This window comes from Labrys neptuniae, assembly GCF_040797145.1.
Taxonomy (GTDB): domain Bacteria; phylum Pseudomonadota; class Alphaproteobacteria; order Rhizobiales; family Labraceae; genus Labrys; species Labrys neptuniae.
The window spans coordinates 22,177-48,717 of sequence record NZ_JBFNQD010000021.1; the positions used below are offsets into that span (position 1 = coordinate 22,177).

Here is a 26,541-nt window from a genome sequence, read left to right on the forward strand (position 1 = left end):
GAAAATTGATATGAGACCTTTGAAATTCGCCGTCATCGGCATCAATCACGACCATATCCACGGCCAGATCGGGGCACTCAGGCAGGCAGGTGCCGTCTGCACCGGCTTTCATGCCGCCGAGGACGATCTCGCCACCGCCTTTGCCGCGGCCTATCCTGATATCCCGTGCGTCGCCGAAGCGGACAGGCTCTATGAGGATCCCGCCATCGACGTCATCGTCAGCGCCGCCATTCCGGGTGACCGGGCCGACATCGCCATCACGGCCATGCGTCACGGCAAGGACGTGCTCCTGGACAAGCCGGGCATGACCAGCCTCGACCAGCTCGAAAGCGTGCGCCTGGTTCAGGCCGAAACCGGGCGCATCCTCTCCATCCTCTATTCGGAGCATTTCGAGGTGCCCGCCACCGTCAAGGCCGGCGAACTGGTGGCAGCCGGCGCCATCGGCGAGGTCGTGACCATGACCGGTCTCGGCCCGCATCGCCTGCGCAAGCCCCAGCGGCCGGGCTGGTTCTTCGAGCGCGAGCGCTATGGCGGTATCCTCGTCGATATCGGCGCCCACCAGTTCGAGCAGTTCCTGTTCTTCACCGATGCCGAGGATGCCGACATCCTGTCGGCCGCCGTCGGCAATCGTGCCAATGCCGACAGACCGGGCCTGCAGGATGTCGGCGATGTCCATCTGCGCACGCCCGGGGGCGTCACCGGCTATATCCGCGTCGACTGGTTCACGCCGGACGGCCTGCCGGTGTGGGGCGACGGGCGGCTCTTCATCACCGGCACGCACGGCACCATCGAGCTGCGCAAATATGTCGATGTCGCCGGCCGCGACGGCGGAGACCATCTCTTCCTGACCGACCGCAAGGGCATGCAGCATATCGATTGCTCGGCGGTCGAGCTCCCCTTCGGGCGGCAGTTCATCGCCGATGTCTTCGAGCGCACCGAGACGGCCATGCCGCAGGCCCGTTGCTTCAAGGCGATGGAACTCGCCCTCAGGGCCCAGCAGCACGCCGAGGAGGCCGCGTGATGGGCGAGATCAAATCCGTCGCCGTCGTTGGGCTGAACATCGGCCGCTCCCACATCGCCGAAGCCTATGCGTTGCGCCCCGAGCGCTGGCGGCTCGCCGCCGTCTGCGACCGCAACCAGGAGCGCCTCGATGCGGTGGCCGACGAATTCTCGGCCGAGAGTCGCACGCTGCATTTCGACGAACTTCTCAAGCGCGACGATATCGACGTGATCGACATCGCCACGCCGCCCGCCACCCATTTCGAGCTGGTCAGCCGTGCCCTGGCGGCCGGCAAGCATGTCGTCTGCGAGAAACCGCTGGTGGGCTCGCTGCACGAGGCCGACCTTCTCGCCAATGCCCAGGCCCAGAGCGGCCAGATCCTGATGCCGATCTTCCAGTACCGTTTCGGCGAGGGCGTGCAGAAGGCCAGGCGCATCATCGAGGCGGGGCTGGCGGGCAAGCCCTATCTCGGCACGGTCGAAACCCATTGGAAGCGCACGCCCGACTACTATGCCGTCTATTGGCGCGGCAAGTGGGACACCGAACTCGGCGGCGTGCTGATGACCCATGCCATCCACCAGCACGACATGATGACCTACCTGATGGGCCCGGTACGGCGGCTGTTCGCGCGGGCGGCGACGCGGGTCAACGCCATCGAGGTGGAGGACTGCGTCTCCTCCTCCTGGGAAATGGCCAATGGCGCGCTGGTGGCCGCCAGCGCCACTCTGGGCTCGCAGAACGAGATTTCGCGACTGCGCCTTTGCTTCGAAAACGTCACCTTCGAGAGCGGCGGCGAGGCCTATTCGCCGGGCGACGAACCCTGGACCATCCTGCCGGCGAACGAGGCCGTAGCCGCCGATATCAAGGATCTCGTCGCCGACCTGCCCCCGGTCGGCCGCCGCTTCCTCGGGCAGATGGACGCTTTCCATGAGGCGCTGCATAGCCGCGGACCGGTGCCGGTCACGGTCGATGATGCGCGCCGGGCGCTGGAACTGGCGACTGCCTTCTATCACTCGGCCCAGACCGGCAGCGACGTCAAGCTGCCGATCGGGCCGGATCACCCCAAATATCGCGGTTGGCGGCCTTAGAGAACCGCCCGCAAATGAGGACGTGTCATCCCCGGCACGGCCAACGGCCGTGGGAAGGGGATCCAGGGGCCGTTGGACACACCTAATAGTCCCTGGATCCCCTTCCCGGGGTCTACGACCCCGCCGGGGATGACAGTCCCTTGGGTTCAATCAAGTGCGAATGGCTTGTAGGGAGGACGGCATGGCGACCAGCATCAGGCTCGACAAGGTGGTGAAGCGCTATGGTTCGCTGGACGTGATTCATGGCGTCGACCTCGTCATCGAACCGGGCGAGTTCACGGTGTTCGTCGGCCCGTCCGGCTGCGGCAAGTCCACTCTCCTGCGCATGATCGCCGGGCTCGAGCCGATCTCGGGCGGCGACCTCCTCATCGACGGCGAGCGCATGAACAATGTGCCGGCCTCGCGCCGGGGCATCGCCATGGTGTTCCAGTCCTATGCCCTCTACCCCCACATGACGGTGTACAAGAACCTCGCCTTCGGCCTGGAAACCGCCGGCTACAAGCGGGCCGAGATCGAGACGCGGGTGCACCATGCCGCCCGGATCCTCAAGATCGAGAATTATCTGCAGCGTCGCCCCAAGGCCCTGTCCGGCGGGCAGCGCCAGCGCGTCGCCATCGGGCGGGCCATCGTGCGCGAACCGCGCATCTTCCTGTTCGACGAGCCGCTCTCCAATCTCGACGCGGAACTGCGCGTGCAGATGCGGGTCGAGATCGCCAAGCTGCACCAGGACCTCGGCAACACTATGATCTATGTCACCCACGACCAGGTCGAGGCGATGACCATGGCCGACAAGATCGTCGTGCTGCGCGACGGCGTGGTGATGCAGGTCGGCGCACCGCTCGACCTCTACAACGCACCGGCCAACCAGTTCGTGGCCGGCTTCATCGGCTCGCCCAAGATGAACTTCCTGGCCGGCCGCCTGACCGGGACCGGCGATGCGATCGAAGTCGCCGGGCAATCGGTTCGCCTCGGCGCGCCACTGCCAGGCGCGACGGCAACGGCGCCCATCACTTTCGGCGTTCGCCCCGAGCACATCCTCGTCGGTAGCGAGGCCGGCGAGCCGCTCGGCGAGGTCAAGGTCCATCTGGTCGAGCATCTCGGTGGCGAGACGGTGCTCTATGCGACCACCACGGGCGGCGAGAACCTGACCATTTCGGCCCCCGGCCAGTTGCGGGTCCGCCATGGCGAAACCGTGCCGCTACGCGCCGACCCCGCCCTCTGCCATGTCTTCGACAGCGGGGGAGCTTCGCTGCGGCGATAGGTTCCCTGGGACCGCCGGCTTCCGGCCGGCTCTTCCTTTCCGCACGTGCGACGGTTCCAAGAGCCGGCTGGAAGCCGGCGGTCCCAGGAGCGCCTGCCTCACCGCACCGTCCCCACTCCACCCGTAAAAGCACGCGCGCGCAAGGCATGAGTCCCCAAGCGCCCGCCCGCCAGCAGCGCCTTGCGCGGCGCCAGCATGGCCTGCTTCCGTCTGCGGCTACGCGACAGCTTGAGCACGATTTCGCTGAGCCTTGCGCGCCAGCCATAATCGTCGACAGCGCCACGAAACAGCATCGCAACCGGCAGGTCGTTTGCTCTTTGCAATCGCTGCATCATCACGCCGGCTTCGCGGAACCAATCGCTTTCCAGCCGGACGCCCGGCGCCATCACCAGCACCCAGTCGCTGCGGGCAGCCTCCAGCCCGGCCCTGGCATCGCCCTCGACGATGACACAACCGACCGCGTCGGCGACCAGCCGCGTGCCCTGCGACGGCCCGGATTCCGCTACCACCACCACCTCGCGCACAAAGCCATCCGCCGCCGCCGGGACAAGGGCAGCCAGCGTTTCCGCCAGCGCGACTTCCTGGCCGTTTGCGGCGATAACGACACTGATCATGGCAAGTCTGGTCCGACTGGAACGGTCACTTTTTTCAAAGGTCCGCATATCATGCACCACCGCCCGACGTGAGGGGCGCGAAGGCGCGATCCTGCTCAAATGATTGGCATTTTGGTTTCGCTTGCCCGAATGTTCTCTTTTTGTTCTAATGGGAACAGAGAAATTTGATTCGCGGAGGCGGCCATGGGCGTGCCGATAAGCAAGGTCTCTCTCACCGATGCGGTGCCGGTGGGCACGACCGTTGTCGACATCGAGCGGCGGCGGGGACGCGGCGCCGGCTCCAATGCCAGTGGGCGCTTCGAGGGGCTGTCGCGCTTCATCGAGGATGACGGCTGGAACTCGATCGAGGAATTGCCGACCCTGCGCACCGAAATCCAGGAGGAGCAGGCCCGCAAGATCATCACCTTCAACGACTCGCCGGACATTTCCTTCGACCGTTCGATCAACCCCTATCGCGGTTGCGAACATGGTTGCGTCTATTGCTTCGCCCGGCCGACGCACGCGCATATGGGCCTCTCGCCGGGGCTCGACTTCGAGACCAAACTGTTCGCCAAGCCGAATGCCGCGTCCCTCTTGGAAAAGGAGTTGTCGGCGAAGAACTACCAGCCGCGCACCATCGCGATGGGCACCAATACCGATCCCTATCAGCCGATCGAGCGCCAGCGCTGCATTACTCGTTCCATCCTGGAGGTTCTCGATAGAGCCAGCCATCCGGTCGGCATCGTCACCAAATCGGGCCTGATCACGCGCGACATCGACATTCTCGCGCGTCTTGCCCGGCGTGGCCTCGTCAAGGTCGCTTTGTCGGTAACCACCCTCGACGCCAAGCTGTCCCGCTCGCTCGAACCGCGCGCGGCCACGCCGTCCCTGCGGCTGAAGGCCATGCGCCAATTGGCCGATGCCGGCATTCCCGTGACGGTGATGGTGGCGCCGATCATCCCCAAGATCAACGATGCCGAGATCGAGCGCATCCTCGAGGCGGCCCGTGCGGCTGGTGCCCGCGAGGCGGGTTACGTCATGCTGCGCCTGCCGCTGGAAATTTCGGGCCTGATGCGCGATTGGCTCAACGAGCATCGCCCCGATGCCATGAACCATGTCTTCTCGCTGATGCGCTCGAGCCGGGACGGCAAGGACTATGATTCACGCTGGGGCCTGCGCATGTCCGGCACCGGGCCCTATGCCTGGATGATCGGCCGGCGCTTCGAACTGGCAGCCGCGCGGCTCGGCATCAACGCCAGGCGGCTGAAACTGCGCACCGACCTGTTCACCCGCCCGGTGCGGATGGGCGAACAATTGGCATTGTTCTGATCAAGCCACTCTTTCGTCCATCGGTCGCGTTGCCCCGCCATCTGGCCAGCGGGTGGCAGTCATCCCTTGCTGTTGCCGAACCAGGACGAGCGCTGTGGCTTGGCCGGGGCAGAAGAAGGCTCGCTCACGGTGGGGCCGGGCAATTCGCTCACTGGTGTCAGGGTGGCCGAGGCCCAGAAGGAATTGCCGGCCAAGGCGTGCTCGGCGAGCTTGCGATAGGTCGCCAGGCGACGATCGATCCGCTCGCCGATGTCATAGGCGGCGAGTTCCTGGGGTGTCGGGTCACGACCGACTTCCTTCTTGAACGCCACCAGCCAGTCACGCTTGTTCTGCATGGAAAGGGAGAACGCGAGGAGGCCGACGACATCCTCTTCGTCATGCACCAGACGATCGAAAACATTGTCGGAGGCCAGGCCGGCCTTGGCCGGAGCCGGAGTTGATGCCACTTCGCTCTTGGGTTGATGGTCCTGAGAAGGCGCAACTGCCTCGATATCGGTCACGTTCTTTTGCATTCCACCTCGCCCTGCAACAAACGCTATCTGCCCAGACGCCAGCTACCGTCGTCGGCAACATGCCGTGAAATATTGCGGCTCAACTTGACACGGCAGAGATACAAAGCAAGTCACGATTTGTATCGGTACAGCTTCGACCCATCCTCCGCGCTGGACCTGTCGGCAGGAATCTTCTAACGCCAGTTCATGACAAAACTTCTTCTCGCTGGCGTCGACGAGGCTGGCCGGGGACCGCTGGCCGGCCCGGTTTCGGCAGCCGCCGTCATCCTTGATCCTGACAGAGTGCCCGTCGGCCTGGCCGATTCCAAGGTCATCACGGCGGCACGACGCGAGGAGCTCTATCAGGAGATCATGGCGTCGGCGCTTTCGGTGTCGGTTGCCTTTTCGAGCCCGGCTTTGATCGACCGGCTCAACATCCGCGGCGCCACGCTCGACGCCATGCGGCGAGCCGTCAGGGGCCTGTCCCTGCGCCCTTCGTCGGTGGAGATCGACGGCAAGGACGTGCCGCACGGCCTGCAGCTTCCGGCCCGCGCCATCATCGACGGCGATGCCCTGGTGCCGGCTATTTCCGCTGCCTCGATCATCGCCAAGGTCACCCGCGACCGCCTGATGATCAAGCTGGCGGTCACCTATCCGCTCTATGGCTTCGAGCGCCATATGGGCTACGGCACAGCCGAACATACCGCCGCCATCGACACGCATGGCCCCTGCCCGCACCACCGCCTGACATTCGGCAGGCTCAAGGCTTATCGGGTTTGAAGAGGAGGGACAGCGCGTCCCCCTCATCCGGCTGCCGCCACCTTCTCCCGCAAGGGGAGAAGGGATTTCATCGGGCTCGCTTTTGCCACATCCGGCCGCTTCAACATCGCGCGGCCTGTCCCACAAAGGCTCCTTCTTCCCTTGCGGGTGCCGTCAACTCCCTTGAGTTGACTAGAGGTCCCGGCAGGGGGATGAGGGGTGCAACACCTCCTACGGTGCGATCACGCCCTTGCGGAAGATGAAGCAGCCATAGAAGCGGCGCTCGCCGGTGGCGATGACGCAATAGGCTTTCTTGGCGTGTTCGTAGAATTCCATGCGCTCGATCGAGGTCATCGGCCAGGACTTGCCTTCCGCCTTGTCGATGGCCGCCTGCACCTCCTGCTGGACCGCCGGGATTTCGTCAGGCGAGCCGACGATCTCCATGCGGCGGGCCGAGTCGTCGACGAAGGTGTCGAGCGGCACGACCGAAAGCACGGCCTCGACCGCCCGCGCCGCCGTTACGCCGTCGATACGCAGGAGATCGCCCAGCACCGTTTCGCGGGCAACCGAGTCGGCCGGGAAATTGGTGTCGCAGATCACCAGCGTATCGCCATGGCCCATGGCCCGGAGGGCATAGAGCACATCGGCATTCAGCAACGGATCGATGTTCTTGAGCATGATACTTTCCTATTTTGCGATCTGCGCAGGCTTGGTCTGCATGAGTTTGGCCTGCAGGATGACGACGACCAGCAGGAAGGCGCCGCGCACCACCGACTGCCAATAGGCCGAGAGCGAGATCCAGCCCATGCCGTTCTCGAAATTGAGGATGGTGTAGATCAGGCCGAGCAGCAAGGCGCCGGCCAGTGTGCCGCCAATGGAGCCCTTGCCGCCCGTCAGCAGCGTGCCGCCCACCACCACCGAGGCGATGGCGATCAGCTCCCAGCCAATGCCTTCGATCGGCTGCCCCGCCCCGAATTGCGAGGCCAGGATCACGCCCGCCATGCCGGCCGTCACGCCGGAGATCACATAAACAGCGAAGATGGTACGATTGACCGGCAAACCCATCAGGCGGGAGGCTTCCGTGCCGCCACCGACCGCCAGCACGTGCCGGCCGAAGGAGGTGGAGTTGAGGGTCACCGCACCCACGATATAGGCCGCCAAGGCGATCCAGGCCGGCGTCGGGAAACTGAGGACGAAGCCGAGAATATTCGCAGCGATGCCGGCATTTTCGGCGTCCACCCATTCGGGCCTGATGAAGCTGAGCAGATCGCCCTGTCCGAGCACGGTGAAGGCGGTATCGTAGGAAGCCGAAACTGACTGGTTGTTGGCCAGCAGCAAGGCCGTACCCTGTGCCGCCAGCATGGTGGCCAGCGTCGCGATGAAAGGCAGGATCTTCAGGCGGGTGATGATCAGCGCATTGATGAGGCCGACAATCGCCCCCGCCGCAAGCCCGCCAGCCACACCGGCAAGCAAGCCATAGGAGCTGAGATAGGCGGACACGACGCTCGCCAGCGCGGCGGTGGTGCCGACCGACAAATCGATGCCGCCGGTCATGATCACGAAACACATGCCGAGGGCCACCAGCATGAACATCGAGTTGTAACGCAGCACGGTCTGGATGTTGTAGGTGCCGAGGAAACCGTCATAGCGCCAGGCACCGAAGGCCGCGAGCAGCACGAGGGCGAGCAGGACGCCGATCACCGGCGTGAACTGGAATTTCTTCATCACGCCGTTCCCTGCCGCTGGAGCCAGACGGCGAGCACGATCAGCACCGCCTTGGCAATGAGGGCCGCCGCATCCGGCACGCCGTTGGCAAGCAAGGTATAGCGCACCAGCTGGATGATCAGGGCTCCGAACAGGGTGCCGACGATGGTGGCCCTGCCGCCCGAAAGCAGCGTGCCACCCACGGCCACCGCAGCGATGGCATCGAGTTCCTTGCCCATGCCGATCAGATTGGCATCGGCCGCCGAGTTCATGGCGATCTCGATGAGACCCGCAATGCCGGCGCACAGCCCGCAGATGAAATAGACCAGCACCTTGACCCGGGCGGCCGGCACGCCGGCGAGCCGGGCCGCCGATTCATTGCCGCCGACCGCCAGGACCTGGCGGCCGAAGACGGTGCCCTTGAGCACATAGGCGGCCGCGATCACCAGAACAGCCATGATCCAGACCTGGAACGGCAATCCCAGGACCTTGCCGAGCGCGATCGCCTGGAATTCAGGGACCTTGAAGACCTGCAGGTCGCCATTGGTGGAGACCTGGGCAAGCCCCCTGCCCGCGATGAACAGGATCAGCGTCGCGATGATCGGCTGGATGTTGTAGCGCGTGATCAGCCAGCCATTGAACAGGCCGAACAGGCCGGCCACCAGCACCGGAATGACGATACCGAAGGCGATCGCGACATAGAGGCTGGGAAAATCCACGAGCTTGCCGGTGAAGATCATCGGCGACAGCGCACCGGCGATCGCCATCAGCGAGCCGACCGACAGGTCGATGCCGCCGGTCGCGATCACCAGCGTCATGCCGATGCCGACGATCACGATGGTGCAGACCTGGGTGAGGTTGAGCAGCAAGGTCTGGGTGGTAGCAAAATTGGGGGTGACGGCGAAATTGAAGCCGATCAGAAGCAGCAGCGCGATGAAGACACCGTAGCGCTGCAGGAACGCAGGAACGTCACGCATGGCCGGGTTTTCCGTGGGCTGGCGTTCCAGTCTCTTCGGCGACAGGGCTGGCGCCGTGGGCCATGGCGGCCATGATGCTGTCCTCGCTGATATCGGGCGGACGCAGTTCCGCCACGCTCAAGCCGTCGCGTAGCACGAAGACGCGGGTCGCTGCCTCGATGATTTCCTCAAGTTCGGACGAAATCACCAGCACGCCGAGGCCCTCGGCGGAAAAGCGCCGGATCAGGTTGAGAATTTCCGCCTTGGCACCGACATCGATGCCGCGGGTGGGTTCATCCAGAATGAGAAGTTTGGGATTCATGCACAGCCAGCGAGCGAGCAGGACCTTTTGCTGGTTGCCGCCGGACAATTCGCGGATCTTCTGATCCGGGCTCGAGCATTTGATGCCGATTTCCTTGATGAAGCGCTCGACGATCCGCCTCTGCTCGGCCATGTCGAAGCGGCCGGAGCGAGAGAGGGCAGGCATCAGTGCAAGAGTGAGATTGTCGGCAACCGACATGTCGGGAATGATGCCCTCGACCTTGCGATCCTCCGAGCAGAAACCCATGCCGGCCTTGATGGCCTCGGCGGGCGAACGGAAATCCGTCCTGGCGCCGCCGAAGGCGATCTCTCCCTTGGCCCGGCGATCGGCGGCAAAGATGGCGCGAGCGGTCTCGGTCCGCCCCGAACCGAGCAGGCCGGCCAGTCCGACAATCTCGCCCTTGTCGATCGAAAGCGTGGCGTCGCTCACCCGCCGACCGACCGCAAGCGAACGCACGCCGAGCAATTCCTCCCGGCGTGACGGCGCTTCGTCGCGCTCAGCGGCGGTGGGGCCGGCCATTACCTCGGCCAGGGCTCTGCCAAGCATGGTGGTGACCAGAGTGAGCTTGGGCATCTCCTGCATGGCCGAAACGGCGACCGTGCGCCCATCCCGCATGATGGTCACCCGGTCGCAGACCGCATAGAGCTCGTCGAGCTTGTGCGTGACGAACAGCACCGAGACCCCATCGCTCTTCAATTGCCGGATGGTGCGCAGCAGCACCGCCACTTCGGCCTCGTCGAGGGAGGAGGTCGGCTCGTCCATGATCACCAGGCGGGCCTTGAAGGATACCGCGCGAGCGATCGCCACCATCTGCTGGATGGCGGTGGGGAATCCCCCCAAGGGTTGGGTAACGTCGATATTGACGTCAAAACGGGCCAGCAGTTCCCGCGCGCCGGCATTCATCGCCTTCCAGTCGATAAACAGGCCCGCACGCTTGGGCTCGCGACCGAGATAGATGTTCTCGGCAACCGAGCGATAGCCGATCAGGTTGAGTTCCTGGAAGATGGTGCTCACCCCCAGGCGCTGGGCCTGCTGCGGAGAGCTCGCCTGCCAGGGCGCCCCTCCAAAGGTGATCGTGCCGCCATCATGCGAATGAGCACCGTTGAGGATCTTGATCATGGTCGACTTGCCGGCCCCGTTCTGGCCGACCAAGGCCATGACCTCGGCAGGAGCAATCTCGAGGGTCGCGCCATGCAGGACTTTGACACCGCCAAAGCTCTTGGTGATGGCTTCCATGGAAAGAAGCGCAGACGATGCTGCCATTCGGTCTCCGGCTCATAATGGCGGCAAAACCCGCCTCTATCATTGTAAACAATCGAGCATAGGCTCAATCTTTGTCATGTCCGGGCTCGATCCGGACATCCAGGCTCTCCATCGTAAAAGAAGAGCTGGATTGCCGATCGAGACCCAATGCGGCCCACTCAAGGAGGAAACGCTCCCTTTTGTCATAGCCGGGCTTGACCCGGCTATCCAGAAGCCACGCAGCCGATCGGGCAACAGGGACTGGATTGCCGGGTCAGGCCCGGCAATGACAAAGGTCGCGCCAACTCCAAGTGGACGAGCCGCAAGGAGCCAAGCCCGGCAGCGACAGGGGTCAGTGCCTTACAACAGCCGGATCAATAGGATTCCGGCAGATAAGCAGCGATGTTGTCCTTGTTGAACAGCCGGTCGGTATTGACGAGACGCGGCGCTACGGCTTCGCCGGCGGCATATTTGACGATGGCATCGAAGGCGGCCGGACCGAATTTCGGATTGCATTCGATCAGGACGAGGATCTTGCCATCCGAAACGGCCTGGGCCGCATCGCGTGTACCGTCGATCGAGGCGAGGATCAGGTCCTTGCCCGGCACCTTGCCGGCAGCCTCCATGGCGGCGATGGCGCCCATGGTCATCTCGTCATTATGCGAATAGAGGGCGGTGGCGTCGGGATGGGCCTGGTAGAGCGTCTCGAAGACCTGGCGCCCCTTGTCGCGAGCGAAGTCACCCGACTGGGAGGCGATGATCTTTATGTCGGGATAGGCCTTGATCGCCTTCTCGAAGCCCGTCTTGCGGTCATTGGCCGGAGAAGAGCCGACCGTGCCCTGCAATTCGATGATCTTGGCCTTGCCATTGACGGCCTTGGCCAGATATTCGCCAGCCATCTCGCCTTCCTTGATGAAGTCCGAGCCGATGAAGGCGACATAATCCTTGCCGCCCTTGGCGAGATTCACATCGACGCCGCGATCGATGAGGAAGAGCGGGATGCCCGCCTTCTTGGCTTCCATCACCGCCGGCACCAGCGGCTTTTCCTCGCGCGGCGACAGCAGGATGACGTCGACCTTCTGGGCGATCATCGAGCGTACGTCGGCAACCTGCTTGGCGGCCGAGCCGGCGGCATCGGTGTAGACGAGCTGCCAGCCCCGCTTCTGGGCCTCGTCCTTCATGCTGGCGGTCTGGGCAAGGCGCCAGGGATTGTTGCTCTCCGTCTGCGCAAAGCCGACTTTGTAAGTATCCTTCTTCTTCAGCTTGGGCAGGTCGGCATAGGCCGGCACCAGCCCGAGGCCGGTGAACGCAGCACTGCCGGCCGCGATCTGCAGCAAGGAACGACGCGTGATCATTTTTCTCTCCCGTTTGGGCCCTTGTTCCGACGGGCCCGGACCGATGGCAGCGCAGTTTCCGTGCCAGGGTCGGCGGCTAGAATGGTCGGACAATTTGAACCGCGTCAAGTCATCAATTTGAGCAGAACCCGGACAATCACAAGCAAGCTCGGCCACGACACAAGCGTCCCGTTCCGGCACGAAATTTTTATCGCGGCGGCAACGCGGAATTTACCAAACCAGCCCAGGATCCAACGTGTTGTCAGTAAGCGTTGCGTATGAGTACCCCATGAGTATCTCGCGTACCGGAGCCGCCCAAGCGCTTCGGATGAGCCCTGGGTTGAAGCGTGTAGAATCGCGTTCGTCGCTTGTGGCGGGCGCGGTTCTACCGCTCGATACCATCATCGAAGGCGATTGTATTGCCGCGTTGCAGCGCCTGCCAGCCGCAAGCGTGGATCTCGTCTTTGCCGATCCGCCCTATAACCTTCAGTTGGGCGGCGATCTTCAGCGGCCCGACAATTCCATGGTCGATGCCGTCGATGACGACTGGGACAAGTTCGCCTCCCTGCGCGAGTATGACGACTTCACCAGGGCCTGGCTCGCCGCCGTCAAGCGCGTGATGAAGCCGGATGCCACGCTGTGGGTGATCGGCTCCTACCACAACATCTTCCGGGTCGGCGCCAGCCTGCAGGATCTCGATTTCTGGATCCTCAACGACATCGTCTGGCGCAAATCCAACCCGATGCCGAATTTCCGCGGCAAGCGCTTCACCAATGCGCATGAGACCCTGATCTGGGCCTCGCGCGACCAGCGCTCACGCTACACCTTCAATTACGAGGCGCTGAAGGCCGGCAACGAGGATGTGCAGATGCGCTCCGACTGGCTGATTCCGCTGTGCACCGGCTCCGAACGGCTCAAGGACGACGAGGGGCGCAAGGCCCATCCGACCCAGAAGCCGGAGGCGTTGCTGGGGCGCATCCTGCTCGCCGCCTCCAAGCCGGGCGACGTCGTGCTCGACCCCTTCTTCGGCTCGGGCACCACCGGCGCCGTCGCCAAGAAGCTCGGCCGCCACTTCGTCGGCATCGAACGCGACCAGGCCTATATCGCCCATGCCCGCGAACGCATCGCCCTCGCCGCGCCTGTCGACGATGCCGCCATGCTGGCACCGGCCGAGAAACGCTCCGAACCGCGCATTCCCTTCGCCAACGTGATCGAACGCCAGCTCCTGCAGCCCGGCGCCATCCTGACCGATGCCAATGGCCGCCATCAGGCTCGCGTGCGGGTCGACGGCTCGATCATGCTCGGCGACATCGTCGGATCGATCCACAAGATCGGCGCCCTCGCCCAGGGCCTGCCCGCCTGCAATGGCTGGACCTATTGGCATTATGACGACGGCGGCAAGCCGGTGCTGATCGACGAGCTGCGCGCCATTCTGCGCAAGGAACTAGCGGCAGCCGGGTGAGCTTCCTTCTCCCCTTGCGGGAGAAGGTGGCATTACGAATGCAATGACGGATGAGGGGAGCAACTCTGCCTCACCGACCTATGCGCCAACACCCCTCATCCCCCTGCCGGGACCTTCTCCCACAAGGGGAGAAGGCATCTATCACCTCACGCACTGATAGCCGGGCGCCTGTCTTTCCAGGGCATGGCCTGCTCCAGCTGCGTCGACACCGCCAGCACGCTCGCTTCGTCGCCATAACGCCCGACCAGCTGCACACCGATCGGAATGCTGTCCGGCGTCGAGCCCAGCGGCAGCGAGATCGCGGGCAGGCCGGAAAGATTGAACGGGAAGGCGAAGACCGCATCCGTCCATCTGGCATTGTACTGGTCGAGATCGGTCATCGACATGTCGTAATAACCCATCGGACGCGGCAATTGCGTCAGGGTCGGCGTGATGAAGATGTCGTAGGGCGCAAGGTCCTCGGCGATGGCGCGGCTGAGTTCGCGCAGCTTCCAGACATCGCGGGCATGTTCCACGCCGCTGATCGACCGGCCGCGCTCGATCACCGCCCAGGTCACCGGCTCGACATCGTCCCGGGTGACGGGACGCCCGATCACGCCGGCCAGTCCGTCGAACATCGCGGCCGTCTCGACCGGAGACATATGGGTATAGGTCTTCCAGGCGTCATTGCCGTCCAAGGCCATGTCGTGTTCCTCGACGACATGGCCGAGACCTTCCAGCACCTTCGCCGTCGCCAGCACCGCCGCCTTCACCTGGGGATCGATCGGCGTGCCATTGGCCGGCGTGACGGTGTAGCCGATGCGCAACCGCGCAGGCGCGCGCTTCGACAGTTCCAGCCAGCTCTGCGCCGGCCTCGGCGGCGTATAGGGATCGCCCGGCAGGGCGCCGGCAACGGCATCGAGATAGGCGGCCGTATCGCGCACGCTGCGCGAATGGCAGAGGAAATAGGCGCCGCCGTACCAGAAGTCTCCCGCCGGAGCGAGGGTTACCCGGCCGCGCGAGGGCTTCAGGCCGACGATACCGCAGCAGGAGGCGGGAACGCGGATGGAGCCGGCGCCATCGCTCGCCTCGCCGATCGGCACCATGCGCGAGGCCACGGCCGCCGCCGTACCGCCGCTCGACCCGCCGGCGGTGATGCCTTCCTTCCAGGGATTGATGGTGGCGCCGTAGAGCTTGGGCTCGGTCGAGATCGACCAGCCATTCTCGGGCGCATTCGACTTGCCGAGCAGCACCAGGCCGGCCGCCTTGATGCGCTGCACCGATACCGAATCGCTCTCGGCCACCAGATCCTTCAGGTAGCGCGACGAATTGGTGAGCGGTGCGCCCTCCCAGGAACTGGCGAGTTCCTTGGCGAGGAAGGGAACGCCGGCAAAAGCCGCCTTGCGGTCGACCTTGGCGGCCATTGCCCGTCCGATGTCGTAGAGCCGGTGGATGACGGCGTTGAGCTTCGGATTGACCTGCTCGATCACGGTGATGGCGGTTTCCGCCACTTCGACAGGCGACACCTCGCCTCTGTGCACGAGCGCGGCCAGGCCGAGCGCATCGGATTCGACATAGGTCTCCAGCAATGACGTCATGACAATCAATCCTTGGTGATGAAAATCGAAGGGACGGCGCGCACTAATCGCGCGCGCCGGGCCGGTCAGCTCAGCTCGATCGCCCGCTTTTCCCGGATGCTCTGCTCGGCAGCCAGCACGATGCGCAGGCTGTTCACCGCCGCCGCCATGGATTCGGTGAGATCGAGATCCTCGCGGATGGCCTTGAGGAAATAAGCTTGCTCGCGGTCGCACAATTCCTGGTGACCCGGCTCGTCCTCCATGCTGAAGATCTCGTCCGGCTTGGCGAAGTTCTTGTCGGCGTCGACCTTGGCGTAGTGGATCTTGATGGCATCGGTCTTGGTGTGGCGATCGATGTCGGCGGAATCGGAAAGTTCCTCACCCTGCTTGGCGCTCTCGGTCTGCCCGGCGACGATGGAGACCGCCCCTTCCGGCCCGATCACATCCTTCACGAAATAGGCGATCTCGCTCATCATCGGGCCCCAGCCGGCCTCATACCAGCCGACCGAGCCATCATCGAAGGTGACGTGCAGGTGGCCGTAATTCTGCTGGGCCGCCTCCTGCCAGAGCTTGGCACCGATGCCGTGCACGCGCAGCGGCCTGGCGCCGGTGAGCTGGCACATCACATCGACATAATGCACGCCGCAATCGACGATCGGGATCAGGGAATCGATCAGGTTCTTGTGCCAGTGCCAGGCCGGACCGCTGCTCTGCTGGTTGAGATTGAGGCGCATCACCAAGGGCTTGCCCAAGGTCCGGCCCATTTCGATGAACTTCACCCAGGACGGATGCACGCGCAGGATATAGCCGAGCACCAGCTTGCGGTTCTTGGCGCGGGCGGCGGCGACCACCTTCTCCGCATCCTCGATCGTCGTGGCGATCGGCTTTTCCATGAAGACATGGCAGCCGGCCTCGATCGCCTTCAGCGCGTAGTCGGCATGGGTGTTCGGCCACGAATTGATGGAGACCGCATCGGGCCGGGTCTCCCTCAGCGCGGTCTCGTAATCCTCGAACAGCGGATAGTCTTCGAGTTCGGCCGGCACGGGCTTCGACTTGATCGAACGGCTCATGATGCCGACGATCTCGAAGCCATCATTGCGATGATAGGCGCTGGCATGGGAGGCCCCCATATTGCCGAGCCCCACCACGAGAATCCTGACCTTGTCGGACATGCGCCCTCCCCCAATGCCAATCACATGGTCCGACGCAGACCGGGATCCGCGCCGGATTTCAAAGCTTTGCAAAGCGACCCCTAAAGGACCGATGCAGTTCACTTGAGCGTCCTGGAGCTTGCGCCACCTTTGTCATTGCCGGGCTTGACCCGGCAATCCAGCCCCTTCGCGGGATCCTGGATAGCCGGGTCAAGCCCGGCTATGACAAATCGCAGCGTTACCTCCCTATGTGAACCACATTCCCCCTACAGCGCCCCGTTGAACAGGTTCGCCTTGATCTTCTCGACGTCGACCTTGGCAAAGCCGTCCGAAAGCTTGGCGCCATCGGCGTCGGCCTTGACCTTGGCCTTGTCGAAATCATTGGCCGGCTTGATCAGGTCGTTGGTGAGCACATCCTCCGCCTTCACCGGCGAGGTGATCTGGCCGATCTTGTGGATCTGGTCGAAGAAACCCTGCCAGCTCGCCATGTCGTGCCAGCCCCAGCCGCCGCGCTTGTCCATGTCGCCGCGGAAGACGTTGACCTGCTGCAGGATCGAGGTGGTGCCGAGTTCCGGGCCGAGATTGCTGGCGAGCGTCGGGAACTGCTCGAACACCGCCTCCACCGCCGCCCGCGGGTTCTGGTAGCCGAATTCCAGGCCCATGGCCCAGCCGCGCAGATATTTCTCCAGGAAGGCCTTGCGATCGGGATCCTCGAGATCGGCGCTGCGCACCACGAAGGTATTGGCCGGGAATTTCGAATGCTGGACGCCGAGCCAGTAGTCGAAGCTGAGCCCCTTGGCGATCCATTCCGCCCTGAGCCCTTCCCAGGACAGGGCCGCATCGCCCTGGCCGCCGGCCAGCGCCGTGCCCCAGGTCGGCCAGCCGGCTTCGACATATTTCACCTTCTTGACATCGACGCCCTGCGCGGCCAGCAGCGGATCGGTGATCGCCTGCCAGGCAGCCGAACCGAGCAGGATGGTCTTGCCCTCCAGCGTCTTGAGATCCTTGGTGCCCTCGCCCTTGCGGAAGGCGAAGCTGAAGGTGTCGCGGGCACCCATATGGAACACGGATTTCAGCTTCATGCCGTTCTGGATGGCGAAGGAGAACACGCCCGGGGACGGGAAACCCATGTCGGCCTGGCCGACATCGACGAATTTCACCGTCGCCGTACCGTCGGAGGGGCCAGGCTGCATGTCGGTGGCAAGATCGCCGAAATAACCGGCCTTCTTCGCCGCCCAATAGGGATAGTCGTCGAGCACTTCCAGCGTGCCGCGCGGCGAGATCCAGGTGAACTTCTCATAGGCTGCGGCACGGGCCGGCGTCAGCAGGCCGGAGGCGCCGAGGGCCGTCGCCGTCACCAGGCCGCCGGCACCCACCTGCAGGAAATAGCGCCGGCTCATCCCCGGCTCGATCGATACGGTCTCGTTCTTCGTCACGGCTTTCCTCCGGTTGGGCCCTGCCTGTTTCCGGCAGTTCGAATGGTGTGTGGTCTTTTCGCTCTAACGCCGTGCTATCATTGGCTTTCCTACTCAGGCTTCCCAGCTTGCCCATTTCTTGCCGATCAGGAAGAACAGCACGTAGATCAGGATGCCGAGGATGGAGAGCACCAGCACCACCGCGAAGAATTGCGGCATCTGGATCATGGAGGAATAGGTGGTCAGACGGTTGCCGAGCCCGAAGCCGCCGCCGACCATTTCCGCGCCGACAGCCGTCAGCAGACCGAAAATGGCGCCGATCATCAGGCCGACCAGGATCATCGGCAGGGCCATCGGTGCGCGGATCTTCCAGAAGATCTGCAGCGTCGAGGCGCCATAGGAACGGGCAAGCGCGATCTTGGCATTGTCGACCCGCCGGAAGCCGGTCGCCGCGTTGATCATCACCATCGGGCCGGCGGCAAGCGCCACCGCGATGATCCTCGGCGTATAGCCGAAGCCGAAGCGCAGAATGAGCAGCGGCACCAAGGCCAGCATCGGCGTGGTGACCAGCAGCAGGATATAGGGCGCGATGATCTTCTCGGCGAAAGGAAACTGGGTGATCAAGGCGGCAAGGATCAGGCCGATGCAGGCACCGATTGCAAAGCCGCCACCCAGTTCCACCAGCGTGTAGCCGAGATGCGGCAGGATCAGCGGAAACTCGGTAAACAGCGCCGTGGCGATCGCGCTCGGCGGCGGCATGATATAGAGCGGCACCTTGAACAGCCGGAGCGCCACCTCCGCGCCGCCGATCAGGATCACCGCGACCGCGATGATCGCGGCAATCTCGAAGCCGGACTTGATGCCGGGGCCGGAGGAAAAGGCCGACAGATTGGTGAGGCTGACATCCCGGCCATCGCCGGACTTCGCCTTGGAAAATTGGGGAACGGCGTCACTCACGGCGATATCCTCAGCTTGCGGCCACGGCGCTGCGCAGCAGCGCCTGCGTCTGGCTGGCGCGGCCGCCGACGATGTCCAGCTTGATGGCGTTCTGCAGGTCGAAGACCTCCTTGGTGGCCATGATCTCCAGGGAGCGCGGGCGCGCGAAGGGCACCTGATATTCCCTTGCCACCCGCCCGGGCCTGGCGCTCATCACGATCACCCGGTCCGAGAGGAAGATGGCCTCCTCGATGCTGTGGGTGATGAAGACGATGGTGGTCGGCCGATCGAGCCAGATCTCTTCCACCAGCCTGTTCATCTCCTCCCGCGTGAAGCTGTCGAGGGCACCGAAGGGCTCGTCCATCAGCAAGACCGAAGGCTTGAGCGCTAGAGCACGCACGATGGACGCCCGTTGCTGCATGCCGCCGGAAAGCTCGCGCGGGAACTTGCCGCCGAAGCCGGCAAGGCCGACGCGCTGCAGGAGATGGTCGATCCAGGCCCGGTCGGGACGGGTGCCCTTGATCTCGAAGGGAAAGGCGATGTTGGCGTCGAGGTTGCGCCAGGGCAGCAGGTTGGCTTCCTGGAAGACGAGGCCGATATCGGGATGCGGGCCGGTGATGGCCTTGCCGTCCAGCCTGATTTCGCCGCTGGAGAGGCGGTGAAGGCCGGACATCGACCACAGCAAAGTGGTCTTGCCGCACCCCGAGGGCCCGACGATGGAGATGATCTGGTTGGCCTGGATATCGATGCTGCAGCGGTCCAGCGCAACGAGATTGCCCGAAGCGGTGTGATAGACCTTGCTCGCCTCCCGCACGGCAAGCTTCGGGTGTGATGCCAGCCCCGTTTTCATTCCATCCCTCGGAGAATGCGCCGTGGCCCTCAAGGGCCATCTCATCGCAGTCAGCACTGTGTAACTATCCTACTTTAGTGTCAAGCATATGGTAGGACCATTGCAGGACCAGCGCACCGAAATACCTTCTATCTATCGGAATTATCTTGTGTTATTGCAACATGAAGGTTGTGTTACTTTCCTACATGGATCACGCTGTCCCGCGACGGTGCACACTTTAATCCCAGGGAGAAACGCCTGATGAGCCAGGACAGGAAGCGAGCGTCCCGGCACGGCAAGGCGAGTGAGCCGGGCAGCGCCGCTTCCGAGCGCATGACCCATATCCCGGACATCATTTCCCTGGTGAAGGACGGTTATCGCGAACTCCGCCCGGCCGAGCGGCGCGTCGCAGATGTGGTGCTCGAAGATGTCGAGGCCGCCGTCGCCGCCTCCAATGGCGAGCTTGCCAGGCGAGCCGGAGTGAGCGAACCCACCGTCACTCGCTTCTGCCGCGCCATCGGCTGCGAGGGCGTCAGGGACTTCAAGCTGCGCCTGGCCCAGAGCCTGGTGGTTGGCGGGCTCTATCTCGGCAAGCCGGGCACCAATGCCGGCTACCAGGCCCCGGAACTGCCGTACTGGAATGCCGTATTCGGTGAGGCCCATCGTGCCATCCAGGAAACCGAGCGCCAGCTCGATCCCGCTGAACTGCAGAAGGCGGCCGACCTGATCGCCGGTGCCCGCCAGATCGCCGTCTTCGGCCTGGGCGGCAGCGCCTCCGCCTTGGCGCAGGAAACCCAATATCGCCTGTTTCGCTATGGCGTCGCGGTATCGGCCCATTGCGACCCCTATGTCATGCGCATGACGGCCTCGACCCTGAAGCCGAGGGACGTGGTGATCGCGATCTCGGCAACCGGGCGCACGCGCGAAGTCGTCGAGGCGGTGGAGATCGCCCGCCAGTACCGGGCCACCGCCATCTGTGTCACCGCGCCCGACACCGATCTCGCCCGCGCCTGCGACGTGAGGCTGACCGTGGCCGTGCCCGAATTCCCCGACACGCTCAAGCCCACGGCCCTGCGCTTTGCCTTCCTGACCCTGATCGACCTGATGGCGACGGCCACCGGCTACAAGCTCGGCGGCTCGGCCCGCGAGACGCTGCGCCGTATCAAATATAATGTGCAGATCCGCCGTGCCGGCAAGGAGATGGAACCTCTGGGGGATTGAGAGGCTGTCTGCGGAGAGATGCTCTAGCATCTACTTCCCTCGCCGCAGAGTGGCTCAATGGGGACAACGCCGGCCCGTTTGTGGGAGAGGGCAGAATCCTAAGCTAAATGGGTTGCAAAACTCAGGCATAGAAGTGCAGCTTTAATCGGAGATTTTGCGGCGACAAAGGTCTCGGATTGAAGGAAGGTAGTTATTCGTCAGAGATCGGGAAACCATTCATCGATCGCCGCCTGGTTCACGCCGCAAGAGCCATTCCACCACTGGACCGGATAAGGCCAGTCATCCTTATGCCAAGGGGTCCGTTCGCGTTCTGCACTCGATACGAATTGTCGCCGAAAGTCCGGTCGACTGGGATCTACCAGAATGCCTGCGTATCCAAGGATGCCGATCAGAATACGCCGCTCCGCATTGTTGGAAGGCAACAGCTTGGACAGCGCCCGTTCCAAATCACCCAGCCGCGCTGTCGGGGGCATGGATTTCGCCACATTGAGAACGGATCGGAGAATCAAATAATCGGCCTCTTTCGGAGCGACACTCTCGCTCGCAGCAAACGCCTCAAGATCGAATGCTATGTAGCGGGGATTGTCGTGACGAACCCCACCCCATTTAATTCGCTCGAAGCTCAAGACATTGAGATCTGCATTCGCTTTGTCGTACGCACCACAATAAGCGCAACTTTGGTTTCCGCAGCAGACGGCCTTCGAATGTGTTTTCATATGTAGGCCAACTGCGTAGCTTCCCATCGCCGAGCGAAGATCAAGTCGTCTCGATCCAAGACTCGATATAAAAGCGTGAGCAATTGCTTTACGGCTAGTTCCGGCCACGGCGTTTACCACCGCGTCTACTACCTCGTCATGCGAAAATTCGACCGGATCGAACATCAATCCTTGCGCCTTGGCATAGGCGAAGTCCTCGGGAGACACCGAGGGGGCGCGCTTCCAGCCTGAAGAAGACCAGAACATGCTGGTCAAGATTTCGAGAGCGCGTTTATCGGGAGCCATGACAGATTGTTATGTACTTCACGTTGCGATTCAATGTCTGTTACAGGGACCATTTTTATCATCCCCCTTCCGTTAAATTACTGATTTCCGAAGCGTTTACATCAAATGCTGGCGGTGCTGGCGTTGTGGAGATCGGCTGCAAAAGCCTGTTTCCGCGAACCAGTTTTGCAACCGGCCTAGCGCATGCGTCCACCCTCTCCACAATCGATTCCCAATACTTCCGTTTCCATCATTCATGAAATGCGCCGCTACACCAGCGGCTGCATCTCGCCGATCATGGTCGGCACCAGCTCCGAAACGGTCGGATGGATATGCACGGCGCGCTGGATGGTGGTGTAGAGCGCCTTGGCATACATGCCGTCGAGCAGGCCGTGGACGACCTCGTCGCCGCCGACACCGAGGATGGCCGCTCCGAGAATGGCATGGCTGTCGGCATCGACGATCACCTTCATGAAGCCCTGCGTCTCGCCCTTCTCGACCGCCCGGCCGACCCGCGTCATCGGCCGCTTGCCGATCAGGGCCTTCCGTCCGGACCGGCGCACCTCCTCCTCGGTCTGCCCGATGCGTCCGAGCGGCGGATCGATATAGAGGGCATAGGCGGTGATGCGGTCGCTGACCCGGCGCGGATCGGCATCGAACAGATTGGCGGCGACGATCTCGTAGTCATTGTAGGAGGTATGGGTGAAGGCGCCCTTGCCGTTGCAATCGCCGAGCGCCCAGATGCCCTCGACGTTGCTGCGCAGCTCATCATCGACGATGACATAGCCGCGCTCATCGGTGTGCACGCCGGCCTTGTCCAGGCCGAGATCGTCGGTATTGGGAACCCGGCCGACGGCGACAAGCACATGCGAGCCCGATATCCGCATGGGACTTTGCCCCTCCCCCGCCACGGTGACGGCAACCCCGCCGCCATCGCAAGCAAAGGCGAGTTGCGTCGCCCCGAGGCGGATATCGATGCCTTCCTTGGCCAGGATGTCGCGGATGGCATCGGAAATATCGGGGTCCTCCCGCGAAGTCAGGCGTGGTCCTCGCTCGATCACCGTGACCTCAGAGCCGAAGCGGCGATACATCTGCGCGAATTCGAGCGCGATATAGCTCCCGCCGATCACGATGAGATGGTCGGGCAGCGTATCGAGCTCCACGATCGAGGTGTTGGTGAGATAATCGATGCCATCGAGCCCCGGCATGTCGGGCACCAGAGCCCGCCCGCCGACATTAAGGAAGATTTTCGGCGCGTTCAGCCGCTCGCCATCGACCTCGATCTCATGAGGGCCGGTGAAGCGGGCATGGCCCCGGATCAGCCTGCAGCCCGGCATGCCGCCGAGCCAGTCCTCCAGCCCGGTGCGCGCGTTCATGGTCACCGCCTGCTTGCGGGCCCAGACCTTCTTCATGTCGATGCCGACGCCGCCGCCCAGCACCACGCCATAATCGTCGGCGCGGCGCGCGAGATGGGCGGCATAGGCGCTGGCCACCAGGGTCTTCGTCGGCATGCAGCCGGTATTGACGCAGGTTCCACCGACATGCTTGCGCTCGACCACGGCGACACGCTGCCCCGCCGAACTGAAGCGGCCAGCCAGGGACGGTCCGGCCTGGCCGGCCCCGATGATGATGGCGTCGAACGCGGTGCTCATACCAGCGCCCTGACGATCAGAAGCGCCCCGAGGACCGCCACGGCGTCCTCGACAAGGGCGGCCGGCAGGTCGCGCCCAAAGGCAAGTGCTAGGCGCCGGCGGAACTCATGGCCGCCCAGCGTGCCGACGATGGCACCGACCACGCCGGCGACGAGCCCGACCAGCCAGGAACCGCCGGCCAATCCGATCGCAGCCCCGCTGAAGGCACCGCTGACGAGGCGGGCGCCGAACTGCATCGGCACCGTGCGGCTGGGCGTCGAGGGCAATTGGTCGCCGACGAACTCCAGCAGGGCCAACGCCGTGAAGACATAGGCTGTGACGGGATGGCCGAGGAAGGCCAGCGGCGTGCCGTCCAGCGGCAGCCAGCCCAGATAGGCCGCCCAGCTCACGGCGGCAGGAGCGGTGAAGGTGCGCAGCCCCGCGACCACGCCGATCAGAAACGCGCCGAGCAACGACATGCAGCCCCCCTGTGCCGATGAGCCCTCATGCTGGAGGTAGGATGGTATAAACGCAATAGCCATTCGCGGGAGAGGAGACCTTCTCGGCAACAGGTTCCAATATCGCCCCTAGAACCCCTGCAATTGACCTACGGATCTTTGAGTTGGCGCGAGCTTTGTCATTGCCGGGCTTGACCCGGTAATCCGGCGTCTTGGCCGCTTGCGCACATGGCTTCCGGATAGCCGGGTCAAGCCCGGCTGTGACAAATCGGAGCGTCTTTCCCAAGGCAACTGCACTGCTCTGGGCACCGGTCCTCCTGACACAGCTAGAGTTCCTCGAGCGCATCCCCGAAGGTTTCGATGTCGCGCAGGCGCCTGCGCCCGGCGGCACCGGCTTTCTCGATGGCGCGGGTGGTGATGAGATGGCACAGCGCCATCACCGACGTGTGGTTGAACAAGGGGCCGGGCGCCAGGGTCTGGCAATGAAAATGCCATTGTGCCGAGGAGCGCAGAGGCGCGCCCTCATCGGTGATGTAGAGCAGTTTGGCGCCCCTCCTCTCGATGGCGGCCAGGATATCGTCCAGCTTGGCAATGCGGCGGCGCAAGGCGAAAACCACCACCACGTCGTCCGCTGCAATGCTCGCCAGATATTCGCCGAGTGTATGGCCCGGGCCGGGGATGGCGACGATATTGTCGATGACCTGCAGCATCTGCCATTGCAGATAGGCGGCAAAGGGCTGGCTGGAGCGAAAACCCACGACCCAGGTCCTGCGCGCGCCGAGCATGGCATCCACCACCGCATCGATCTGGGCTTCGCGGATCGACAGAAAGGTCTGCTCCAGATTGGCGATGGCCTGGCCGACATGGCTGGAAAGCGACTGGCCGGCAACAGCATCAGCCGCACTGGAAAGAAACAGCCGCGATCCGGTCTGCCTCTCCTGGCGGACGTGGCGACGCGATTCCTCGTAGGTCTCATAGCCCAGGCGGCGCACGAACCGCGTCACGGTGGCATTGGAGACATGGGCCAAGGTCGCCAGTTCCGATGCCGAGTAGCTCGCCAGTTCACCGGGAAAATCACATACGAATTCCCCAAGCCGCCGTTCGGCCGGCGGAAGCTCGTCGAGGACGTCCCGCACGCGGGTCAGGAATGATCTCTCGGTAGACTGCATGGCCAAGACAGCTGAAATCTCATTTTCAGGGCGCTCTGAGCAGTAAGAGATTTTGACCGCTTGTACAATCACATCGCCCAAAATCCTTACAAATCGGCGCCCTGAACAAGAAACAAAAATACCAATTGCAAAAATATTTTCTTTGAGTTTAAATATGAAAAAATAATTTCAAAACGTCATCCAGAGGATTAAATCGCCATGGCAGGGGAACAGATGATCCCATCCGGCGCATCGTCGCCGGTACAAAAGCAGATGGAACAGGCGTTGGGGACGATCGGCGTCACCACGGCCCACAAGCAGATTCTCGCACTCATCCTGATCGGATGTCTGTTCGACGCCTTCGAGCAGAACACCATCGGGCTGATCGCGCCGATGCTGAAGGCGCAATGGGGCCTCACCGGCGCCGACATCGGTTTCCTGAACACCATCACCTTCGCGAGTGCGGCTGCGGGTCGCCTCCTCTCCGGCATCCTCGGCGATCGCTACGGCCGCCGCGTCATGCTGACCATCAATCTGCTGTTGTTCACGCTCGGGTCTGCGCTTTGCGCGCTTGCACCGAGCTTCGGCGTGCTCTGCATCGCGCGCGCCATCGTCGGTTTCGGAGTCGGCGGCGAGATCTCCACGGCCGTCACCATGCTTGCCGAGTTCTGCTCGCCGAAATTCCGCGGCACCGCGGCAGGCCTGGTCAATGTCGGCGCCGGCGGCTTCGGGAACTTCCTCGCCCCCGCCTTCGGGCTCGTGGTCTTCACCCTGTTCGCGGGGGACGACGCCTGGCGCTGGCTTTTCGGTGTGCTGGCGATCCCGGCCTTCCTCGTCGTGTTCTTCCGCCGCTACGTGCCGGAAACACCGCGTTTCCTGGCCTCGCAGGGCAAGATCGACGAAGCCAACAAGGTGCTCTCCATCCTGGCCTCAGGCTCGCTGCGCCCGAAGGAATTGCGGATCAAGGCCTATCTGTCGAAACCCGAAGACGGCAGCGACCAGCCTGCGAAAAGCAGCTGGCGGGAGCTGTTCCAGGCACCCTATCTCGGACGCACCATTCCCGTGGCGATCGCGATCCTGATGAGCTACGGGGCACAGCTTTCCGTGCTCACCCTCATGCCGATGATCTTCATGTCGATGGGCCACACGCTCTCCGGCAGCCTGCTCTTCAGCATGATCATCCAGAGCGGCAGCGTGCTGGGGGCGATCACCGCTTCGATGTTCGGTTATTACTTCCCGCGTAAGAGGGTCTTGAGCATCGGCTCCGTCTGTGCCTGCGCGGCAGCCCTGGCCATCGTCTGTCTGGGGAACAGTCTCTATCTGGTGCTGTTCTTCGGCGCGCTCTTCCAGTTCTTCGTGCTGCTGCTCAACACCTCGATCTGGATCTATGCGCCCGAACTCTATCCAACCCGCATTCGCGGCTTCGGCGTGGCGCTGATCCTGGCGAGCGGCTCGGCCGCGGGCTCGGTCGTGCCGACCCTGGCGGGCTTCCTCTTCGACAATCTCGGCATGCTCGGGGTCTTCGGCCTCGCTGCCTCGATGTATGCGGTCTTCGCCTTCTGCATTCAGCTCGGGCCCGAGACCTATGGCCGTTCCATGGAAGACCTGACCCAACCGGCCGAATCCGAAACCCCGACCGTCGATTTTACCAAAATCGCCAGAGAACAGGCCTGAC

24 protein-coding genes are annotated in these 26,541 nt (G+C 63.4%); 8 read left to right on the forward strand and 16 right to left on the reverse strand.

Going from position 1 to position 26,541, the window contains the following annotated elements:
• The first annotated feature begins 10 nt into the window (after positions 1-10).
• From ABXS05_RS31150 to ABXS05_RS31160, 3 genes are all read left to right on the forward strand, one after another.
• On the forward strand, positions 11-1,021 hold the full coding sequence (locus tag ABXS05_RS31150) for a Gfo/Idh/MocA family protein (protein ID WP_367626606.1): 1,011 nt from the start codon (positions 11-13) through the stop codon (positions 1,019-1,021).
• On the forward strand, positions 1,021-2,088 hold the full coding sequence (locus ABXS05_RS31155) for a Gfo/Idh/MocA family protein (protein ID WP_367626607.1): 1,068 nt from the start codon (positions 1,021-1,023) through the stop codon (positions 2,086-2,088). The genes ABXS05_RS31150 and ABXS05_RS31155 overlap by 1 nt, the downstream gene beginning before the upstream one ends.
• Positions 2,089-2,269: 181 nt before the next feature.
• Positions 2,270-3,349 carry an ABC transporter ATP-binding protein gene (locus tag ABXS05_RS31160; protein ID WP_367626608.1) on the forward strand — a complete coding sequence of 360 codons (1,080 nt, stop codon included), beginning with the start codon at positions 2,270-2,272 and terminating at the stop codon, positions 3,347-3,349.
• Positions 3,350-3,447: 98 nt separating this feature from the next.
• On the opposite strand, the gene ABXS05_RS31165 is transcribed toward ABXS05_RS31160, so the two are convergent.
• Positions 3,448-3,963 (reverse strand): glycosyltransferase family protein, encoded by a 516-nt coding sequence (locus tag ABXS05_RS31165; protein ID WP_367626609.1) that lies wholly within the window; start codon positions 3,961-3,963, stop codon positions 3,448-3,450.
• A 183-nt stretch (positions 3,964-4,146) separates the two neighbouring features.
• Here ABXS05_RS31165 and ABXS05_RS31170 point away from each other — a divergent pair, with 183 nt between their 5' ends.
• Positions 4,147-5,271, forward strand: coding sequence for a PA0069 family radical SAM protein (locus ABXS05_RS31170; RefSeq protein WP_311942173.1), 1,125 nt, complete (start codon positions 4,147-4,149; stop codon positions 5,269-5,271).
• A 59-nt stretch (positions 5,272-5,330) separates the two neighbouring features.
• Here the strand turns inward: ABXS05_RS31170 and ABXS05_RS31175 are convergent, their stop codons facing one another.
• Positions 5,331-5,783: a hypothetical protein gene (locus tag ABXS05_RS31175; RefSeq protein ID WP_311942170.1), complete on the reverse strand. Its 453-nt coding sequence runs from the start codon at positions 5,781-5,783 to the stop codon at positions 5,331-5,333.
• 186 nt (positions 5,784-5,969) lie between these two features.
• Here ABXS05_RS31175 and rnhB point away from each other — a divergent pair, with 186 nt between their 5' ends.
• Positions 5,970-6,542 carry a ribonuclease HII gene (gene rnhB / locus ABXS05_RS31180; protein WP_068284723.1) on the forward strand — a complete coding sequence of 191 codons (573 nt, stop codon included), beginning with the start codon at positions 5,970-5,972 and terminating at the stop codon, positions 6,540-6,542.
• Positions 6,543-6,752: 210 nt separating this feature from the next.
• On the opposite strand, the gene ABXS05_RS31185 is transcribed toward rnhB, so the two are convergent.
• The 5 genes from ABXS05_RS31185 to ABXS05_RS31205 form a co-directional block, all read right to left on the reverse strand.
• Entirely contained in the window at positions 6,753-7,199 is a 447-nt protein-coding gene (locus ABXS05_RS31185) for an RbsD/FucU family protein (RefSeq protein ID WP_105862358.1), read from the reverse strand.
• A gap of 9 nt (positions 7,200-7,208) precedes the next feature.
• Positions 7,209-8,246 (reverse strand): ABC transporter permease, encoded by a 1,038-nt coding sequence (locus tag ABXS05_RS31190; RefSeq protein WP_367626610.1) that lies wholly within the window; start codon positions 8,244-8,246, stop codon positions 7,209-7,211.
• On the reverse strand, positions 8,246-9,202 hold the full coding sequence (locus tag ABXS05_RS31195) for an ABC transporter permease (RefSeq protein ID WP_311942157.1): 957 nt from the start codon (positions 9,200-9,202) through the stop codon (positions 8,246-8,248). The genes ABXS05_RS31190 and ABXS05_RS31195 overlap by 1 nt, the downstream gene beginning before the upstream one ends.
• Positions 9,195-10,766: a sugar ABC transporter ATP-binding protein gene (locus tag ABXS05_RS31200; RefSeq protein ID WP_367626611.1), complete on the reverse strand. Its 1,572-nt coding sequence runs from the start codon at positions 10,764-10,766 to the stop codon at positions 9,195-9,197. The genes ABXS05_RS31195 and ABXS05_RS31200 overlap by 8 nt, the downstream gene beginning before the upstream one ends.
• Positions 10,767-11,119: 353 nt before the next feature.
• On the reverse strand, positions 11,120-12,100 hold the full coding sequence (locus ABXS05_RS31205; RefSeq protein WP_367626612.1) for an ABC transporter substrate-binding protein: 981 nt from the start codon (positions 12,098-12,100) through the stop codon (positions 11,120-11,122).
• Between the two features lie 307 nt (positions 12,101-12,407).
• Between ABXS05_RS31205 and ABXS05_RS31210 the strand changes: the two genes are divergently transcribed.
• Positions 12,408-13,541, forward strand: a complete 1,134-nt coding sequence (locus ABXS05_RS31210; RefSeq protein WP_311942435.1) for a site-specific DNA-methyltransferase — start codon at positions 12,408-12,410, stop codon at positions 13,539-13,541.
• Between the two features lie 146 nt (positions 13,542-13,687).
• On the opposite strand, the gene ABXS05_RS31215 is transcribed toward ABXS05_RS31210, so the two are convergent.
• The 5 genes from ABXS05_RS31215 to ABXS05_RS31235 form a co-directional block, all read right to left on the reverse strand.
• A complete protein-coding gene (locus ABXS05_RS31215) occupies positions 13,688-15,118 on the reverse strand; it encodes an amidase (RefSeq protein WP_367626613.1) in 1,431 nt (476 codons plus the stop codon).
• Positions 15,119-15,183: 65 nt separating this feature from the next.
• Entirely contained in the window at positions 15,184-16,269 is a 1,086-nt protein-coding gene (locus ABXS05_RS31220) for a Gfo/Idh/MocA family protein (RefSeq protein ID WP_367626614.1), read from the reverse strand.
• A gap of 245 nt (positions 16,270-16,514) precedes the next feature.
• Positions 16,515-17,648 (reverse strand): ABC transporter substrate-binding protein, encoded by a 1,134-nt coding sequence (locus tag ABXS05_RS31225; RefSeq protein WP_437178715.1) that lies wholly within the window; start codon positions 17,646-17,648, stop codon positions 16,515-16,517.
• Positions 17,649-17,777: 129 nt separating this feature from the next.
• A complete protein-coding gene (locus tag ABXS05_RS31230; protein WP_246683813.1) occupies positions 17,778-18,620 on the reverse strand; it encodes an ABC transporter permease in 843 nt (280 codons plus the stop codon).
• Positions 18,621-18,630: 10 nt separating this feature from the next.
• On the reverse strand, positions 18,631-19,449 hold the full coding sequence (locus tag ABXS05_RS31235) for an ABC transporter ATP-binding protein (RefSeq protein ID WP_367626616.1): 819 nt from the start codon (positions 19,447-19,449) through the stop codon (positions 18,631-18,633).
• 312 nt (positions 19,450-19,761) lie between these two features.
• On the opposite strand from ABXS05_RS31235, the gene ABXS05_RS31240 reads away from it, so the two are divergent.
• A complete protein-coding gene (locus tag ABXS05_RS31240) occupies positions 19,762-20,649 on the forward strand; it encodes a MurR/RpiR family transcriptional regulator (RefSeq protein ID WP_311942427.1) in 888 nt (295 codons plus the stop codon).
• 197 nt (positions 20,650-20,846) lie between these two features.
• Here ABXS05_RS31240 and ABXS05_RS31245 read toward each other — a convergent pair whose 3' ends face one another.
• The 4 genes from ABXS05_RS31245 to ABXS05_RS31260 form a co-directional block, all read right to left on the reverse strand.
• The gene (locus ABXS05_RS31245; RefSeq protein ID WP_367626617.1) at positions 20,847-21,650 is read right to left on the reverse strand and encodes a hypothetical protein; all 804 of its coding nucleotides are present in this window, start codon (positions 21,648-21,650) and stop codon (positions 20,847-20,849) included.
• Positions 21,651-21,898: 248 nt separating this feature from the next.
• A complete protein-coding gene (locus tag ABXS05_RS31250; RefSeq protein ID WP_367626618.1) occupies positions 21,899-23,281 on the reverse strand; it encodes an FAD-containing oxidoreductase in 1,383 nt (460 codons plus the stop codon).
• The gene (locus tag ABXS05_RS31255) at positions 23,278-23,739 is read right to left on the reverse strand and encodes a DUF4126 family protein (RefSeq protein WP_149251715.1); all 462 of its coding nucleotides are present in this window, start codon (positions 23,737-23,739) and stop codon (positions 23,278-23,280) included. Before ABXS05_RS31255 ends, ABXS05_RS31250 begins: the two co-directional genes overlap by 4 nt.
• A 305-nt stretch (positions 23,740-24,044) precedes the next feature.
• Complete coding sequence (locus ABXS05_RS31260; protein ID WP_367626636.1) at positions 24,045-24,887, reverse strand: MurR/RpiR family transcriptional regulator; 843 nt, start codon at positions 24,885-24,887, stop codon at positions 24,045-24,047.
• Positions 24,888-25,085: 198 nt separating this feature from the next.
• Between ABXS05_RS31260 and ABXS05_RS31265 the strand changes: the two genes are divergently transcribed.
• Positions 25,086-26,540 (forward strand): MFS transporter, encoded by a 1,455-nt coding sequence (locus tag ABXS05_RS31265; RefSeq protein ID WP_367626619.1) that lies wholly within the window; start codon positions 25,086-25,088, stop codon positions 26,538-26,540.
• Position 26,541 lies beyond the last annotated feature (1 nt).